Here is a 15,126-nt window from a genome sequence, read left to right as displayed (position 1 = left end):
TAATTAGCAGAGAAACGCTTAATTGGTTGATATCTTCATCCCTAAAAGGAATTTCTCAAGTTATTTTGATTGAAAATGCAGTCACGGGATTCATAATATTAATTGCGATAATGGTGTCTTCCCTGCCGATCGGAATTATTGCCCTTTTATCATCCATCACTGGAACACTAATTGGAAAATTAGGAGGAGCAGATAGAAAGACTGTTAACCAAGGGATTTATGGTTATAACTCAGTGCTGACCGGAATGGCCCTATCCTTGTTTTTAAGAGGGGATAACCGCTGGATTATTGCCTTAGCTGGGGCCGCAATCGCAGCCATATTTACAGCAGCAATGATTCATATCATGAGGCAGCCTGGACTCCCGGTTCTCACCTTTCCTTTTATTATCTTAACATGGTTTTTATTGCTGACTGCTTACCGCTTAGTTTCATTTAAGATTGATCCTAAGCTTGCACCACAATCATTAGCTAATTGGATACTAGATATAAAAGGCGAAACAAATTGGCTTGATGGAGCCGTTAATGGAATGGGGCAAATTTTCTTTCTTGATAATAACTGGTCTGGAATTTTGCTTTACATTGCCATATTTTGGGCGGGGTGGAGATTCGGGCTCTATGCAATATTAGGAAATGGGGCAGCATTACTGACCGCGTATGCACTCGGGGGAGAACATAGCTTGATCTTTATGGGACTATATGGATACAATGCGATTTTAACCATAATCGCTGTAGCGGTTGTTTATAAAGAGGCACATCGATATGCACTTTTATATGGCGTTTTGGCGGCATGTTTAACCGTTCCCATTACGGCTAGTGTTGTGACTTGGCTTTTACCATATGGACTTCCGGCACTGACATTGCCTTTTGTTTTCTGTACATGGCTTCTCCTCGGTGCAATGAAATCCCTCCGGTCTATTTGAAGAAAAAACAAAGCATTCCGATTGAAAGTTAGGGATGCTTTGTTTCGTATAACTCAATGACCTTTCAATATATTAAATATACTCATGGCTAAATAAACCATCATCTACCAAAATCGTGGGAGCATAAATTTAATCTACTGGGTAGTAACTATTAATATTTTCTAAGAAAGCTTGGTTCTGAATTAAACCATTCTTGGCTTATTACACGGTGAATTTCCGAAAATAGTTTTTCTATTACTTGTGTTGTATTTGCTAACACCCGAATTGTCAATCCTGGAACCGAAAGTATCGATAATCCAAGTTTATATTCATCTGAATTCATATCAATCGCAGAATATAACTGATCAAGCAGTGAGCTGTTCGTTTGTTTCCCTACTACAAGCATTGAACCTAAATGCGAAAATCCTTCCATGAATCCAAGTCCGTTCATATTTTGCGAAGCAGGATTTAATTTAATATGGTCATAAACCACTAATTCATTATCCACGTAAACCTCATTTAATATCTGGACCGTTTGATAGCTAAATCGTTCACCGTCCGGTGACCAGCCTGGTGTGACAATGTCAGCATAAAGGAAAGTAGCTGTTTTATCCATTCGAATTATATTTTTTTGTTTGTATTTTGCATTTTGGTAGGCAATTAGCGGATCAGGGAGATACTCAAGATAACTTCCCGGTTGAAGGGAGATCTCTGCTTCTTGATAGGCAAAATTGTTCGGTGTTTTATACACCTTTGTTGCAGACTGTGTTGTTAGCGTCAGCTTAGCCTTTTCCAAAAGTGAGAGTTTCATTTGGTAGCGATCCCCATCTAAATATCCGCCGCCTGGGTTTAATAAATAATAACAAGCATGGCCAGAATCATCATGGTAAATAGGGCGCATAACTTTAAATGCACCCTGAAAATATACCTTCTTTGCGACCGTTTTTCCTTTTCTATCTTCCACTTCTAAGTTTAATGCTCCCGTCCAATCCTCCATTTTAGGCCAACCCTTTTAAAAGAGCATTTTGCTTTAACCAATCGATGACATCATTAAGACCTGTATTGTCTTTTAAATTCGTAAATGCAAATGGTTTATCTCCACGGAAAGTTTTTGTATCAGACTCCATTACTTCAAGACTTGCTCCCACATGCGGTGCTAAATCCGTTTTATTAATGACAAATAAATCGGATTTAATCATTCCCTGCCCGCCTTTTCGCGGAATTTTTTCTCCCTGTGCAACATCAATGATGTAAATAGAAAAATCAACTAATTCCGGGCTGAAGGTTGCCGCCAGATTATCTCCGCCGCTTTCTACAAAAATAAGTTCTAAATCAGGGTGTTTTTCTTTTAATTCATCTATCGCAGAAAAATTCATTGATGCGTCTTCACGAATGGCAGTATGCGGACATCCTCCTGTTTCTACACCTATTATCCGATCCGCAGGGAGTACGCCATTTTGAATTAAAAATTTTGCATCCTCTTTTGTGTAAATATCGTTTGTGACCACTGCCATACTTATTTCATCATTAAAATGACGAGTTAATTTCTCCACTAGCATGGTTTTTCCTGCGCCAACAGGGCCTCCCACGCCAATTTTAATTGGTTCCATATAAACACACTTCCCTTCTTCATTTATGACATAAAAATACGAATATTAATTCGCTCATGCATCATTTGTGACATCTCTAAACCAGGTGAAACAATCCCAAAATCCTCTTCATCTAACTGCTCAATTTTTAATGTGGCCGTGGCTAAATCACCTTGAATCTGGTGAATAATTTTTTGTCCAGCTGTCTGCCCTAACGGGATTGCACGGACAGCATTTTGGACAAGACTGGAAACAACAGAATACAGGTAAAATAAAGTAGTCTCGGCTTTTGAAACATTAATGTATTGCGCAATCATCGTAAACACAATTGCTGGATGACCAAATGATTGCTTTGTCCCAATCCTATTTCTGTAAGTTGAGAAAATCGGGGCATCATATAATGACTCGACTAGATTTAACATCCGCTCTCCCATTCTTTGCGTGCCTTCTCGCGTTTCACGGGGTAAATTTTGTACTGTCAATAAACGGTCCAACTTCCACACTTTCTGAAGGTTATCCTCCTCCAACGCTTGGTAAACAAGGTGACAAGCCAGCCCATCTGAATAGATGAGCTGCTCATTCAAATACACCTGAAGCCACTCAGAGAATGTTTCTTGGTTGTGTACCTTATTTTCTTGTATATAACTTTCAAGTCCGTAGGAATGACTAAAGGCCCCGGTTGGAAAGTTAGAATCACAAAGCTGAAATAATGAGAGGATATTATGCTTCATGACTATGTCCAATATGACGGAACGCCTGCTTCACTTTTCTGTCTTCCCGCTTATAAGAAATTTGCAATTCCTTTAAAAGCTCCTCCACAAGGTAATCGTATTGAACCATCATTTCATCATCAGCAAATTGGGCAGGCAGGTGTCGATTTCCTAATTGATGAGCAATCGTGCCCATTTCTGTTAAACTGCGCGGGCTAATCACTAATAAATCATCCGCAACCACGTCAATTACAATCATATTGCAATCATCCATATACAGCACATCACCCGCGACTAGGTCACGCGGGTCTTTCAATCGGATGCCGATTTCCCGGCCGTGGTCTGTTTTAACCCGTTGAATCCGTTTCACTAGATGAGCGCTTTCAAGGTACACCTTTTCAATATGACGATTGATAATCTCTTCCTTTTCCATGCGTTCAATATTTGTTTCAATTCTTTCAATTAACAATTTCTTCACCTCAAAACAGGAAATATCGTTGCGCCATTGGCACTTTATCTACTGGGTCACATGTAATTAATTCACCGTTTACTCGTACCTCGTACGTTTGGGGATCCACAGATAGTTCATGTGTTTCGGAGTTTAGCTTCATATCTTTCTTTGTTAATTTCCGAATGCTATGAACTGGTAGGATAATTTTTTCTAAACCAAGTTGTTCATGTACTTTCCCTTCAAACGCGGCTTGAGAAATGAACGTTATTGAACTTTTTGGTAATGCTTTTCCATATGCAGCATACATCGGGCGGCTTATAATCGGCTGCGGCGTTGGAATCGATGCATTTGCATCCCCCATCATCCCATATACAATGAATCCACTCTTTAGAACGAGTTCTGGTTTCACACCAAAAAACGCTGGTGACCACACCACAAGATCCGCGATTTTTCCTATTTCTATAGATCCGACATGATCAGCGATTCCATGGGTAATCGCAGGATTTATCGTATATTTCGCAATATATCGCTTTGCCCGATTATTATCAGAAAGCTTACTATCCCCTGTTAAAGAGCCTCTTTGTTTTTTCATTTTGTCTGCTACCTGCCATGTCCGAATGACCACCTCGCCAATCCGCCCCATCGCCTGTGCATCTGAACTGGTCATGCTGAAAATTCCCATGTCTTGAAGGATGTCTTCGGCAGCAATTGTTTCTTTTCTAATTCGTGAATCGGCAAAGGCTATATCTTCAGGCACCGATGGATTTAAGTGATGGCAAACCATTAGCATATCTAAATGTTCATCGACGGTGTTAACGGTATAGGGCATCGTTGGATTTGTTGATGACGGCAGAACATTCATAAAGCTGGCTGCCTTGATTAAGTCCGGAGCATGTCCGCCGCCTGCCCCTTCCGTATGATACAAGTGAATAACCCGGTCCTTGATTGCAGCAATCGTGTTTTCAACAAATCCTGCCTCATTCAAGGTGTCTGCATGAAGGGCCACTTGCACATCATATTTGTCTGCGACCTTCAATGAATGGTCAAGGGCTGAAGGTGTTGCTCCCCAGTCTTCATGAACCTTTAGTCCGATTGCGCCAGCTTCTATTTGTTCTGCTAACGGTTCTTCGGTTGCTGCTTGTCCTTTACCTGTTAATCCAACGTTAATTGGAAGCCCTTCTATTGCTTCGAGCATACGGTGCATATTCCATTCTCCAGGAGTGACTGTAGTGGCCCTTGAGCCTGCCGTTGCTCCTGTACCGCCGCCAATTAAAGTTGTCATCCCCGCCGTGAGCGCAACATCCACTTGTGCCGGATTAATAAAATGCACATGTGTGTCAATTCCGCCTGCGGTCACAATCATACCCTCACCGGCAATAATTTCTGTGGAGGCACCGATAATAATATCGACTCCATCCATAACCAAAGGATTTCCGCTTTTACCGATTCCGGCTATTTTCCCGTCACGAATCGCGATATCTGCTTTATAGATTCCCGTGTAATCTAAAATAACCGCATTTGTAATGACCACATCAGGTATTCCATCTCCTCGAGTTACAAGCGGATGCTGCCCCATCCCATCACGAATCACTTTACCACCGCCAAAAACAACCTCGTCGCCGTATGTAGTATGATCCTTCTCAATTCGAATAAATAAATCCGTATCTGCAAGCCGAATGGAATCACCAGTAGTTGGTCCGTACATTTCGGAATATTGTTTTCTTGTCATTTTAAAGCTCATTTTCCACACTCGCTTTCAACAGAACCATCGGTTTTATTATTAAATCCGTAAACTTTCCTTTCCCCGGCGAAACAGACCAATTCTATTTCTTTTTCATCACCAGGTTCGAAGCGAACCGCAGCTCCAGCGGGGACATTCAATCGTTTACCGAAGGCTTCATCCCGTTTGAATTGCAAGGCTTCATTCACCTCAAAAAAATGAAAATGAGAACCTATTTGGACAGGACGGTCTCCCGTATTAGTTACTCTTAGCCTAGTTTTCTCTCTTCCCTCATTACAAATAATCGGTTCCTCTTTTAAAAACAATTGCCCTGGTTCCATTTCAATCTCCATTATTTATGCCTCCTGCTGAATTTATCGAATTGGATCATGGACGGTCACTAGTTTTGTTCCATCCGGAAATGTTGCCTCTACTTGAATATCGTCAATGATATCTGCAATACCTTCCATTACATCTTCACGCCTCAAAATGGTGGCACCATATTCCATCAATTCCGCTACAGTTCTTCCATCCCTTGCGCCCTCTAACACTTCATTGGTGATAAGTGCCACTGCTTCGGGATAATTTAATTTCAAGCCTCTTTCTCTTCTCCTTTTAGCAACATCGGCTGCGACAACAATCATAAGCTTGTCAATCTCGCGGGGTACTAATTGCATTGAAAAGCCTCCTTTGGGAATTTAGTCTAATGATTTACCCATCCTTCAATAAAAATCTCCATATTGTGTTCTTTTTAAACAGGGGGCAGAAAATTATTAATTAAATAAAATGAAAAAAGGCTGATTTAAATCGGCCTTTTTCATTTTATTTCGGTCTTTTTAGGGAGAATCCTTACACCCATTTAAACTATCATTCGAAACGGAATAATGGTGACATATCTTCCCTTATATGGTTTATATAGAAATAATCATTACTTGCTTTATCATAAACATAATCTTTTTTCCAATCGTCAATGTTAATAATAATTTCTTTGATAGCCTTAACGAACAACAGGACATCCTCATTTGTCATAATTGGATGGAGGGAGAATCGAACCCAACCCGGTTTATCTGACAAATCACCATGATCAATTTTTTCAGTAATCTGCTTCGAAGCCTCCTTATTTAGATGAAATAAATAATGCCCGTAAGTACCCGCACAAGAACAACCGCCTCTAACTTGAATGCCAAACCGATCATTTAACAAACGAACGATTAAATTATAATGTATGTCTTCGATTGAAAACGAAATAATCCCTAAGCAGTCCTTTAAATGACCATCCAATAGATGGAACTCAGGGATTTGTTCTAATCGGGGTAGTAAAAGGGCTAACTGTTCTTTCTCTCTATTTAAAATATTTTCAACACCCATTCGGTCTTTCAAATTCAAGCAAAGTGCGGTCCGAATCGCTTGCAGTATCCCAGGTGTGCCACCATCCTCACGCATCTCAATATCTGCATAATATTGGTGCTCCCCCCATGGATTCGTCCAGGTAACTGTTCCACCGCCAGGATGATCAGGAACCTTATTGATATACAACCTTCTATCAAAAACTAAGACACCACTTGAACCCGGTCCCCCTAAAAACTTGTGTGGCGAGAAGAATACTGCATCCAGTTTTTCCAACGGGTCCTTCGGATGCATGTCAATCGCTGTATACGGGGCGGATGCAGCAAAATCAACAAAACAAAGACCTCCATGCTGATGCATAATTTTTGCTAATTGATGATAGGGGGTTTTAATCCCAGTTACATTCGAGCAGGCTGTAAACGAGCCAATTTTCAACCGGCGATCCTTATAATGGTGAAGGAGCTGCTCCAGTTGATTGACATCCACTGTTCCATTCGTATCAGGTCCTACTACAACCACGTCCCCTATCGTCTCAAGCCAGGATGTATGGTTCGAATGATGTTCCATATGCGTTAAGAAAATAACGGGTCTTTCATTATCAGAAAGCTGAAGCTGCAGACGTTTTTTCCACTTTTCATGTACCCTGATTCCCAAAATCCGCTGTAATTTATTTATTACAGATGTCACCCCAAAGCCATCGAGGATGACAGCATCATGCTTACCCGCATTTACATGGTCCTTAATAATATTCTTCGATTGCTTATAAATCCCTGTCATCATCAAGCTGGTTACATTTGATTCTGTATGTGTATTTGCCATAAAAGGTCCAAATACCTCAGAAATCTTTTGCTCGATTGGCCGGTAAAGACGCCCGCTTGCTATCCAATCCGCATAAATAATTTTCTTTTTTCCATATGGTGACTCAAATTCTTGATCCATACCAATCACCTGCGAACGGAAAGTTTTAAAATATTCCTCAAGGTTATTCGGAATTCGATAGGTTTTGCTCCCAATAGTAGCGGTGATCATTTGTTTCACACTCCACAAATCAGTCCTGCTAATCAATATATGCAGGACACTTTTCCAGTGGTTCGCTCTTTCCGATTTAGAAAAACAAAAAGGAAGCATTCTAAAAGAAGTGCCTCCCTTTCTGTTAATCAATAATTTAGTTTTAATTCTTAATAAGTGGTAATTTTCGCAGATTCTTTTCTGCTTACTTCATCAATTTTTTGGATAAACATTTGAAATACGCGGCGTTTTTCTTCTAGATCTTTTATGTATTCTTTCAACTGGTTATAATTTTCTTCAAAAGGTTTATGGTACATCTCACGAATTTTTTCGATGATTTCCTCATTGACCGTCGATTGAATTACTTGCTTCGTGATCCCATATTTATAAGAATACACCTTTAATTCCTGTGCTACTTCATCATATTCTTTAGCAATTTCAGCTAGGACTAAGGAAATATCATCCTTCCACTCATCCAATGATTTCTGCAAATAGGATTTTACGATTGTTTCTTCCATATAAACACCCACCCTAGTCGAGGATTTAGTACGTTTCCACTATTATAACGGTGTTTGTTTACATAGAAGTTTCGTTCAGATTACATTGGTTTATCAATATCTTTCTTTTTACGGAAAAGTTATCAATTTTTATTTCCTTCCACTAGTTTTACAAAGTCTGCAAGTGATGTTGAATACTTAATGTATGATCTTGGCAGCAAATAAAGCTCATTTTTTGTACCTATTTCCGAAAAAGGACCCGGTGTTGTTGTAAGTCCAAATTGGTAATGCTTTTTCGTTTCAGATACAACCTGGTTATTATAGCTTCCATAAGGGTAAGAAAGTGCTACGACCGCTTTTCCGGTTATTTTTTCAATCTTTTCTTTCGATTTTTTAAGTTCATAATCTAGATTATCCACTTTTGTTAAATCCGGATGTGTGGCCGTATGTGATTGGACAGAAATGACCCCTGATTGGGCCAGCATTTTTAAATCCTTTTTTGATAGGCGATTGGTACGGCCGATAAAATCAGAAATGATAAAAAAGGTTCCTGTTGGCGAAAAATGGTCCATTTTCAGCTTTTGAAAAATAGTGAATACTGTTAGATTATTTTTGTAGCCATCATCAAAGGTAAGAAAAATCGGTTTGTGCACTCTCTTCCTTTCTTGCCAGCGTTCAAAGGTTAATAATGTAAAACCATGGTCCCGTAAATAAGTCATTTGTTTTTCAAAATTTTCAGGAGTTACAAAGAGCTCTTTAGAGCCATGGCCATTGTATTCGTCAATCGAGTGATAAATCAAAATGGGAACTGGGTCCGCAGCTGATACTTTTTCAGGAAGGCTTAAGAAGTGAATACAAAAGAATAGAAGTAATAGCCTTTTCATCGCATGCCTCACTTTATGCCATTAATATGTTTTTCTTCTTATTCTTCCTGAAAAAGATATCAACTATTACTATTTTCTAAAAAACTTCATTTATATGACGGGATTTGGCGATGCGATTTTTCGCCCTGTCGTAAGTTTCTTATTTTTCCGCTTCCGCCATTCAACAAATAAGAGGTTCATGGCGATACCCAGGTAAACGGCGATCGGAAATGCAAGGGAACTGTCTAAGAATAATGAAAAGGGAATGACGAAAATCCGAAACGTAACGAAAACCCAGGTAATTGCATAACTACGAAGAATCCACTCTTTATGTGCGCTGATTTTGCGCTGAGTTGCTTTGATTACTCCCATGGCAGTCGTCCACAGCCAAAGCGCATTTAGGATAAGAAAGGCAATCATTGTTCCCCTCCCACCTGTTGCAGAAAGAGAAATATAAGGTACGACCAGAATATTTATAAAAATCGCCACTGCATAAATTTTCCCTAACATTTTATGCAGCTTAGGTTTCCTTCGGCTAATCTTCGTCAATTGAAAGGGTCCAATGGCAAGAGCAATTGTACCCAAAAAAATATGCGGGTAAAAAAACAACTTCCACGTTGCCAATGAAAAGTCTGGATTTTTCATCTTCCCTTTAACCATTGGTGCCCATTCTACTCCATTCAATAGAAACATAATAAAGATATAGATTGTAAATAAGGCAATCGTAAAATATAAAACCCCGATTGTCAGTTTTCTTTGTTTAGTCTGCATGTTCATTTCTCCCTATCCTAAAATTTTTTCAAAACATTTATATGGTACTTTACGAAATGGAAATCTAATTATTCCTCTTTCTTGAAACCCTGCCCGTTCATACATGGTTAAAGCCCCGGGATTATCACTAAACACATCAAGTCGAATACTTGTATGACCATTTGTCAAAGAATAATTTTCTGCAAATTGGAGCAGCTTTTTCCCAAAACCTTTCCCTTGGTATCGCGGGTGGACCGCTAAACGATGGATAATTAATGGGCTGCCATTTACGTCCTCCCATAAAAGATCCCGGTACTTTTTGCTTTCATTCGTATTAAGGGCCACCGCTCCAACTACTTTTTTGTCTGCTTGTATCCCAAAAAGATTCCCATTTTTTATGTCTGCTTTTATAACAAATCGATTGGGGTAAAACCGATCCCACTGATTAACCCCCTTTTTCCTTAAATCAGCCGTAATCTCAGCATAAAATTGACTTACCTCTTTTAATTCTTTAATTCCAATAGTGTGAATCTCCATCCCTTTCACCTCATCGCGAACAAACCGACTGTCGGTATGCTCTGTGTTCTAAATCCCCTTATTAAAGGGGCAATAATCGTTACGTCAACGTCTTGATAATCACTTTAAATACATCACTTGCTTCCACTGTATCCTCTTCTTCAGTCGCTAATATTTGTGTGACCCGCAGTCCATATGAAAAGGTCATCATTAATGTTGCCATTTTTACAGCATCAATGGTTTTCGGAATCACTCCATTCGCTTGCCCCATTTTAATCCAATGAGTACCTGTTTCTTTGCTGTATCTGAAAATATCATTAAGAATTTTTTTGACCTTTTCATTATCCTGACTTAGCAAATAAATAAAAATTAAATTTCCGATATCATTGCTATTTTGCCGCGAATGAAAAAATTGGCTGACAACGCCGAATCGTCCTTGATTAGGGCTTTCTTCCTTAATTGAACGAGTGATGGTGCTATGAAACTTTTCATTCATTTCTTCAATTTTTGATTGTAAGATAAGCCCAAACAATTCATCTTTACTGTCAACGTAATGATAGATGGCCCCCTTAGACAATCCCGACCTTTCAATGATATCCTTCAGAGTTGTACTTCGGCAGCCTTTTTCTAAAATGATTTCTTCAGTTGTAGAAAGAATATGTTGAAAGCTTGGATTATTATAGATTGAATTAGTCATTTTTCTACCTTCCTTATTTGTTCATCGAGTTGTGTTAACGACCATTGGTTAATAAGTCTAATCGTGTTTTTGCATACCTTCGATACACCATTGTAATTAAAATCGCCGCACCAATGACACCGTAAAAAATTAATTGTGAAATAGCTAAAAAGGCTGATATGGAAAGTTCATAGACAAGAATGATTTTTACTATAGCCTCACCCAAAAGCGCAATGCCCCAAATAGCGGTCATGAATCGCAAGACAAAACGAAAATATGGCAGCTCCCAATTCTTTGCAAATTGCCCCTTCTTTTCTGACTGATCCTGGGCACTAAATCTGATTGCGAAGTGATAAATCAGTGGCTTTGCAAAGAACAAGGAGGCGATAAAGATTAGGCCTAATAATCCGGTTACCATTGATTCCCTTAATAAAATGAGCCTTTCGTTCCCACCGAGCACAAATGCCAGTAAACTTAATACAAACCCCGTTAGCATAAACAAACCAAACGCATCTGCCTTTTTATACCTCACAATATGATACAGGTTATCCCCCAACGGAATCAAGGTTGCAATTAGCAGCGAGACAAAACTTGAATAATAGTTTAAAAGCAGATTATAAACAACAACAGGAATGGCACCATTAATCACAAGACTTAACACAATCGTTTGAATCAATTTCTTTTTTGAATTAACATTCACCTTTGTTTCCTCCCCTTATCACCTTCAATATGTTCTAAATTAATATTACAAACCGACCGTCGGTTTGTCAAATGTTTTTTTAACTTTTTTTCCTGAAGTTAATATTGCTCAATTTGCAAGAAAATGTTGTTATTTCGTGATTTCAGTCTTGTTTTGATAGCTTTTGTCAATAGGCAGGAAAATGGGATACCAGTTGGTGAATAACTATCACAAAGAAAATTATTTCCTAGATTCAATAGAGAGGAATGTATTTAATGAAAACCTATACCTTAAAAGAAGTTTCTAGAAAAATAAATATTGCACCAGGGACGTTACGTCAATGGGAAAAAGACTTTGATGAAACGTTAGAAATTCCCCGATCTAAACAAGGTGCAAGAATCTATTCAGATTTGTTGATTGACCAACTTGTAGAACTAAAACAAATGACCACCAAGAAGTTAAGTAAAGATCAGATACGAAAATTAATGAAAAATGGACAAAAGGCTGAGGGTGAAAATAGCATAAAACCAGCGGAAGTTTCGCTAGAAATCATTGCTGAAAAGGTTTCTCCAATCGCTGTTGATGAAACAGCACCAAATAATGCTGACCTATTTTTTGAGGCAATGGAAATGTACAAGAAAAATTTCTTAAATGAGGTTAAGGATGAAATTCGTAATGTTATTCGTAAAGAGGTAGTAGACGAACTGAAAAAAGAAATATCAAAAGGCACCTTAATTACGGTGAAATCACTGTCAGATTCCATTTACAAATCAACAGCCAACACACAAGCTGATATCGGGGAGTTAACCGAAACATTTGAAAAATCTTTGGAGTTGACCGCTGACTCTTTGCAATACCTTAGTAACAGCATTGCTAATATTTCAATTGAGACTTCCGAAGAGATTCATACCCTTTCTAGGAAGCTGTCTGAAGCCTCTGAAGAGTTATCTCATTATGCAGATACAACAAATAACGAAATTTCAAGTCTAACTGAGGCTATTTCAACTGACCGTGAATTCTTTGTTGAAGAGCGTAATCAATATCGGCTTGAAATTACACAAAGGGAACGAGCTTTCCAGCAAATGTTAGGAAGCTTTAGAGATGTCGCCGCAGCCAAAGAGAGGAAATGGTGGAAATTCTGGTCTTTAAGGGGGAACTCACATGAATACAAGTGAAGTGGCGAAATTATTAGGGGTGTCTGCGAGCACCATCCAACGCTGGGTTAAACTGATGGAGCTGCCAATGGAAAGAAATGAGCGGGGACATTATCATTTTAATAGTGAAGATATTGAGCTATTAAAAACGATTCATGAACAGCTTCAAAATGGAAGATTACTTCAGGATCTTTCCCCAGTGATTGAAAAAAAACGCGTTAGAAAAGGGGCGGTTAAACTAGGCGAAAAGGAAACAGCCATGGAAAGATTGGTAACGAAGGTCAGCGAATTAGAAATATCGTTAAATTCCAAGGCCGATTCCGTTACATCCTACCAAATCCTCCAGCATCGCCGAGAAATAGATGATTTACAAAATCATGTAACCCTATTAGCACTGGAGCTTGAACGGCTTCAAATTCAAATAAAGGAAATGAACACACCCCCACAATTAGACAAACCACTTGTATTAAATGATAGCAAAGTAAAAAGAAAAAAGAAAAATATCGTTAGTTCTCTATTTGGCTTTTAATTCAAAATTAACCGGGCAAAAAAACATGTCCAAACAGATTTCCTTCGTTCGGACATGTTTTTTCTGTCATTGTCATGCTTCTTTTAATCTCTCTTTCACTTCAAACAACTCCCCAGCATATGTTATTTCCCTGATAGTAACAGGAATTTCGCCTGTAGGAATCTTCAGAGATAGCTGTTCACCAAGATTTTTTAGGAGCAGCTGTCTGCCGACAGGTGATAAAAAGGAAATATGACCTTGATCGGGTTCTGACTGTTCTGGAAAACAGATTGTATAATCTTCCGTCTCATTGTCATCGTTGTAAAGGACAGTTACTTTTGTTCCGATAAAAACTTTAGGAATTGAAGAGATGAAATTGCTATTACGATTTTGCTTTAGTAAATCATCAACCTCTAAGACGTACAAGCTAAAGAAATGCTTCATTCTCTCTTGGACAGGGGTTGATGAAAAATAAAGAGTGGTTAATTCCTGTATATTCTCCTCAATAAATACAACCTGCTGGCTGAAAAAGTCTTTGGTGGGTTTACTATGGTTCATAATAAATTGCCTCCAAGCTAGGGTCAAATTTCCTGCAGAACTTCATAAAGTTTTTCATAATAAATTCCTCCTTAATAAAAAAATGAACCTTCCATTTTGTATAGAAAATCCTTGGTTTCCCCTAATAAAAAGAGTAAAACCATAGTATCCCTATACGAAAATGAAAAGTTATCCTATCCTTTTAGGAAAGGAAAATCTTAGTATTATATTACCATATCTAGTCAGAAAAGTCGCCAATATGCTAAACGCTAAAGAAAACTCGCCGATTGGCGAGACCGAAGGGCGAAGACAGAGGCGTAGTTGCCCTTATGCCTGATAGGAAAGTTTTACTTTCCTATCGGCCAAGAAAAGACTCCAGCTTCTTGCTCAGTCACTGGAGTCTTTTAACTTCTTAATTTATAATACCCTCTTTTTAGCGCGAAATAACAAAACCACAAGGATTGAAGAAAGAAAAACATCCCCCAGACCGGTGCCGGAAAAATAACTGTTAACTGGGCAAGGTTAGCAGCATCCCCCGCCCCGTACGGCTGAATAACGCTTAAATATAAGATTTCATAGGCACTTTGAATTGAATCCACTAATAGAATAGAAGCAATAAGAAGTAACAAATGATCCCGTACAGCCTGGCTCCCTTTGATTAGTAAGAAGAGGAAGGCAACAGCGAATGAGCATAACCAAAAGATCCCATATGGGTTCCGAACCCAAAAAATAAGGTTGAGAAAAATAAAAACTAGCAAAATATCAATTAAAAGAGTTTGCTTTTTCTTTCCTATCAGTAAGAAAGATAGGAACGCCATAAATGAGGCAAAGGTATAGCCGGCAATACTCGTAAAGAAGCTGCCAATCCAGGTAGACTGATTACTATATGTTGCCCCTTCCGAATTCATAAATAAAGAAATCCTTTCTACATTACCGCCAAGTAAGGCGATCAAAGCATGACCTGATTCATGAATAAGAGTATTAATGACCTTAGCATAATTTCCGAGAAGCGGTACGTGAATCAATAAAAAAGCTATCACGAGGAATAGGAAAAACTTCGTACTTAATTTTTCGCGAACAAAGCTCAAAATAAATTCCCCTCTTTAATAAATTTCTTCATCCCTTATTTTAACATTTTTGTTGAATCTATCGCAAATTAACACTCTGAGACTTAGAAAATTTTTATTTTATTTTCTTCATACTTTCCGTTTATTGCTTTTAT

At 38.6% G+C, this 15,126-nt stretch carries 19 protein-coding genes; 3 read left to right on the top strand and 16 right to left on the bottom strand.

What is annotated here, in order from left to right:
• Positions 1-26 precede the first annotated feature (26 nt).
• A complete protein-coding gene (locus tag AA980_RS16170; RefSeq protein WP_268926651.1) occupies positions 27-920 on the top strand; it encodes an urea transporter in 894 nt (297 codons plus the stop codon).
• A gap of 151 nt (positions 921-1,071) precedes the next feature.
• Here AA980_RS16170 and AA980_RS16165 read toward each other — a convergent pair whose 3' ends face one another.
• The 14 genes from AA980_RS16165 to AA980_RS16100 all read right to left on the bottom strand — a co-directional run bounded on the left by AA980_RS16165 (position 1,072) and on the right by AA980_RS16100 (position 11,726).
• Positions 1,072-1,896, bottom strand: coding sequence for an urease accessory protein UreD (locus AA980_RS16165; RefSeq protein ID WP_024028933.1), 825 nt, complete (start codon positions 1,894-1,896; stop codon positions 1,072-1,074).
• A gap of 1 nt (position 1,897) precedes the next feature.
• Positions 1,898-2,509: an urease accessory protein UreG gene (gene ureG / locus AA980_RS16160; protein WP_024028932.1), complete on the bottom strand. Its 612-nt coding sequence runs from the start codon at positions 2,507-2,509 to the stop codon at positions 1,898-1,900.
• Positions 2,510-2,532: 23 nt separating this feature from the next.
• A complete protein-coding gene (locus AA980_RS16155) occupies positions 2,533-3,219 on the bottom strand; it encodes an urease accessory protein UreF (protein WP_034724224.1) in 687 nt (228 codons plus the stop codon).
• A complete protein-coding gene (gene ureE / locus AA980_RS16150) occupies positions 3,209-3,667 on the bottom strand; it encodes an urease accessory protein UreE (RefSeq protein WP_024028930.1) in 459 nt (152 codons plus the stop codon). The genes AA980_RS16155 and ureE overlap by 11 nt, the downstream gene beginning before the upstream one ends.
• A 10-nt stretch (positions 3,668-3,677) precedes the next feature.
• Positions 3,678-5,390 carry an urease subunit alpha gene (ureC, locus tag AA980_RS16145; RefSeq protein ID WP_024028929.1) on the bottom strand — a complete coding sequence of 571 codons (1,713 nt, stop codon included), beginning with the start codon at positions 5,388-5,390 and terminating at the stop codon, positions 3,678-3,680.
• On the bottom strand, positions 5,387-5,710 hold the full coding sequence (locus AA980_RS16140; RefSeq protein ID WP_034724244.1) for an urease subunit beta: 324 nt from the start codon (positions 5,708-5,710) through the stop codon (positions 5,387-5,389). The genes ureC and AA980_RS16140 overlap by 4 nt, the downstream gene beginning before the upstream one ends.
• 33 nt (positions 5,711-5,743) lie before the next feature.
• Entirely contained in the window at positions 5,744-6,046 is a 303-nt protein-coding gene (locus AA980_RS16135; RefSeq protein WP_024028927.1) for an urease subunit gamma, read from the bottom strand.
• Between the two features lie 190 nt (positions 6,047-6,236).
• Positions 6,237-7,745: an aminotransferase class V-fold PLP-dependent enzyme gene (locus AA980_RS16130; RefSeq protein WP_034724242.1), complete on the bottom strand. Its 1,509-nt coding sequence runs from the start codon at positions 7,743-7,745 to the stop codon at positions 6,237-6,239.
• Between the two features lie 149 nt (positions 7,746-7,894).
• Positions 7,895-8,242 carry a hypothetical protein gene (locus AA980_RS16125; protein ID WP_024028925.1) on the bottom strand — a complete coding sequence of 116 codons (348 nt, stop codon included), beginning with the start codon at positions 8,240-8,242 and terminating at the stop codon, positions 7,895-7,897.
• 122 nt (positions 8,243-8,364) lie between these two features.
• Positions 8,365-9,105 (bottom strand): polysaccharide deacetylase family protein, encoded by a 741-nt coding sequence (locus AA980_RS16120; RefSeq protein WP_024028924.1) that lies wholly within the window; start codon positions 9,103-9,105, stop codon positions 8,365-8,367.
• Positions 9,106-9,195: 90 nt separating this feature from the next.
• Entirely contained in the window at positions 9,196-9,855 is a 660-nt protein-coding gene (locus tag AA980_RS25850) for a DUF2306 domain-containing protein (RefSeq protein WP_024028923.1), read from the bottom strand.
• A gap of 12 nt (positions 9,856-9,867) precedes the next feature.
• Positions 9,868-10,371 carry a GNAT family N-acetyltransferase gene (locus AA980_RS16110; protein ID WP_024028922.1) on the bottom strand — a complete coding sequence of 168 codons (504 nt, stop codon included), beginning with the start codon at positions 10,369-10,371 and terminating at the stop codon, positions 9,868-9,870.
• 79 nt (positions 10,372-10,450) lie between these two features.
• On the bottom strand, positions 10,451-11,047 hold the full coding sequence (locus AA980_RS16105; protein WP_024028921.1) for a TetR/AcrR family transcriptional regulator: 597 nt from the start codon (positions 11,045-11,047) through the stop codon (positions 10,451-10,453).
• A 34-nt stretch (positions 11,048-11,081) separates the two neighbouring features.
• Positions 11,082-11,726, bottom strand: coding sequence for a VC0807 family protein (locus AA980_RS16100; protein WP_024028920.1), 645 nt, complete (start codon positions 11,724-11,726; stop codon positions 11,082-11,084).
• A 254-nt stretch (positions 11,727-11,980) separates the two neighbouring features.
• Here AA980_RS16100 and AA980_RS16095 point away from each other — a divergent pair, with 254 nt between their 5' ends.
• Complete coding sequence (locus tag AA980_RS16095; RefSeq protein WP_024028919.1) at positions 11,981-12,880, top strand: MerR family transcriptional regulator; 900 nt, start codon at positions 11,981-11,983, stop codon at positions 12,878-12,880.
• Positions 12,867-13,388 carry a MerR family transcriptional regulator gene (locus AA980_RS16090; RefSeq protein ID WP_024028918.1) on the top strand — a complete coding sequence of 174 codons (522 nt, stop codon included), beginning with the start codon at positions 12,867-12,869 and terminating at the stop codon, positions 13,386-13,388. The genes AA980_RS16095 and AA980_RS16090 overlap by 14 nt, the downstream gene beginning before the upstream one ends.
• A gap of 72 nt (positions 13,389-13,460) precedes the next feature.
• Here the strand turns inward: AA980_RS16090 and AA980_RS16085 are convergent, their stop codons facing one another.
• Together AA980_RS16085 and AA980_RS16080 are read right to left on the bottom strand one after the other, a co-directional pair.
• On the bottom strand, positions 13,461-13,925 hold the full coding sequence (locus AA980_RS16085) for a GreA/GreB family elongation factor (protein WP_024028917.1): 465 nt from the start codon (positions 13,923-13,925) through the stop codon (positions 13,461-13,463).
• Between the two features lie 383 nt (positions 13,926-14,308).
• Positions 14,309-14,992: a M50 family metallopeptidase gene (locus AA980_RS16080; RefSeq protein WP_024028916.1), complete on the bottom strand. Its 684-nt coding sequence runs from the start codon at positions 14,990-14,992 to the stop codon at positions 14,309-14,311.
• Positions 14,993-15,126: the final 134 nt, after the last annotated feature.

This window comes from Neobacillus vireti (genome assembly GCF_001026695.1).
Classification (GTDB): Bacteria; Bacillota; Bacilli; order Bacillales; family Cytobacillaceae; genus Neobacillus; species Neobacillus vireti.
Note: the sequence above shows the minus strand (reverse complement) of the source record. Positions and strands in the feature narration are given on the sequence as shown.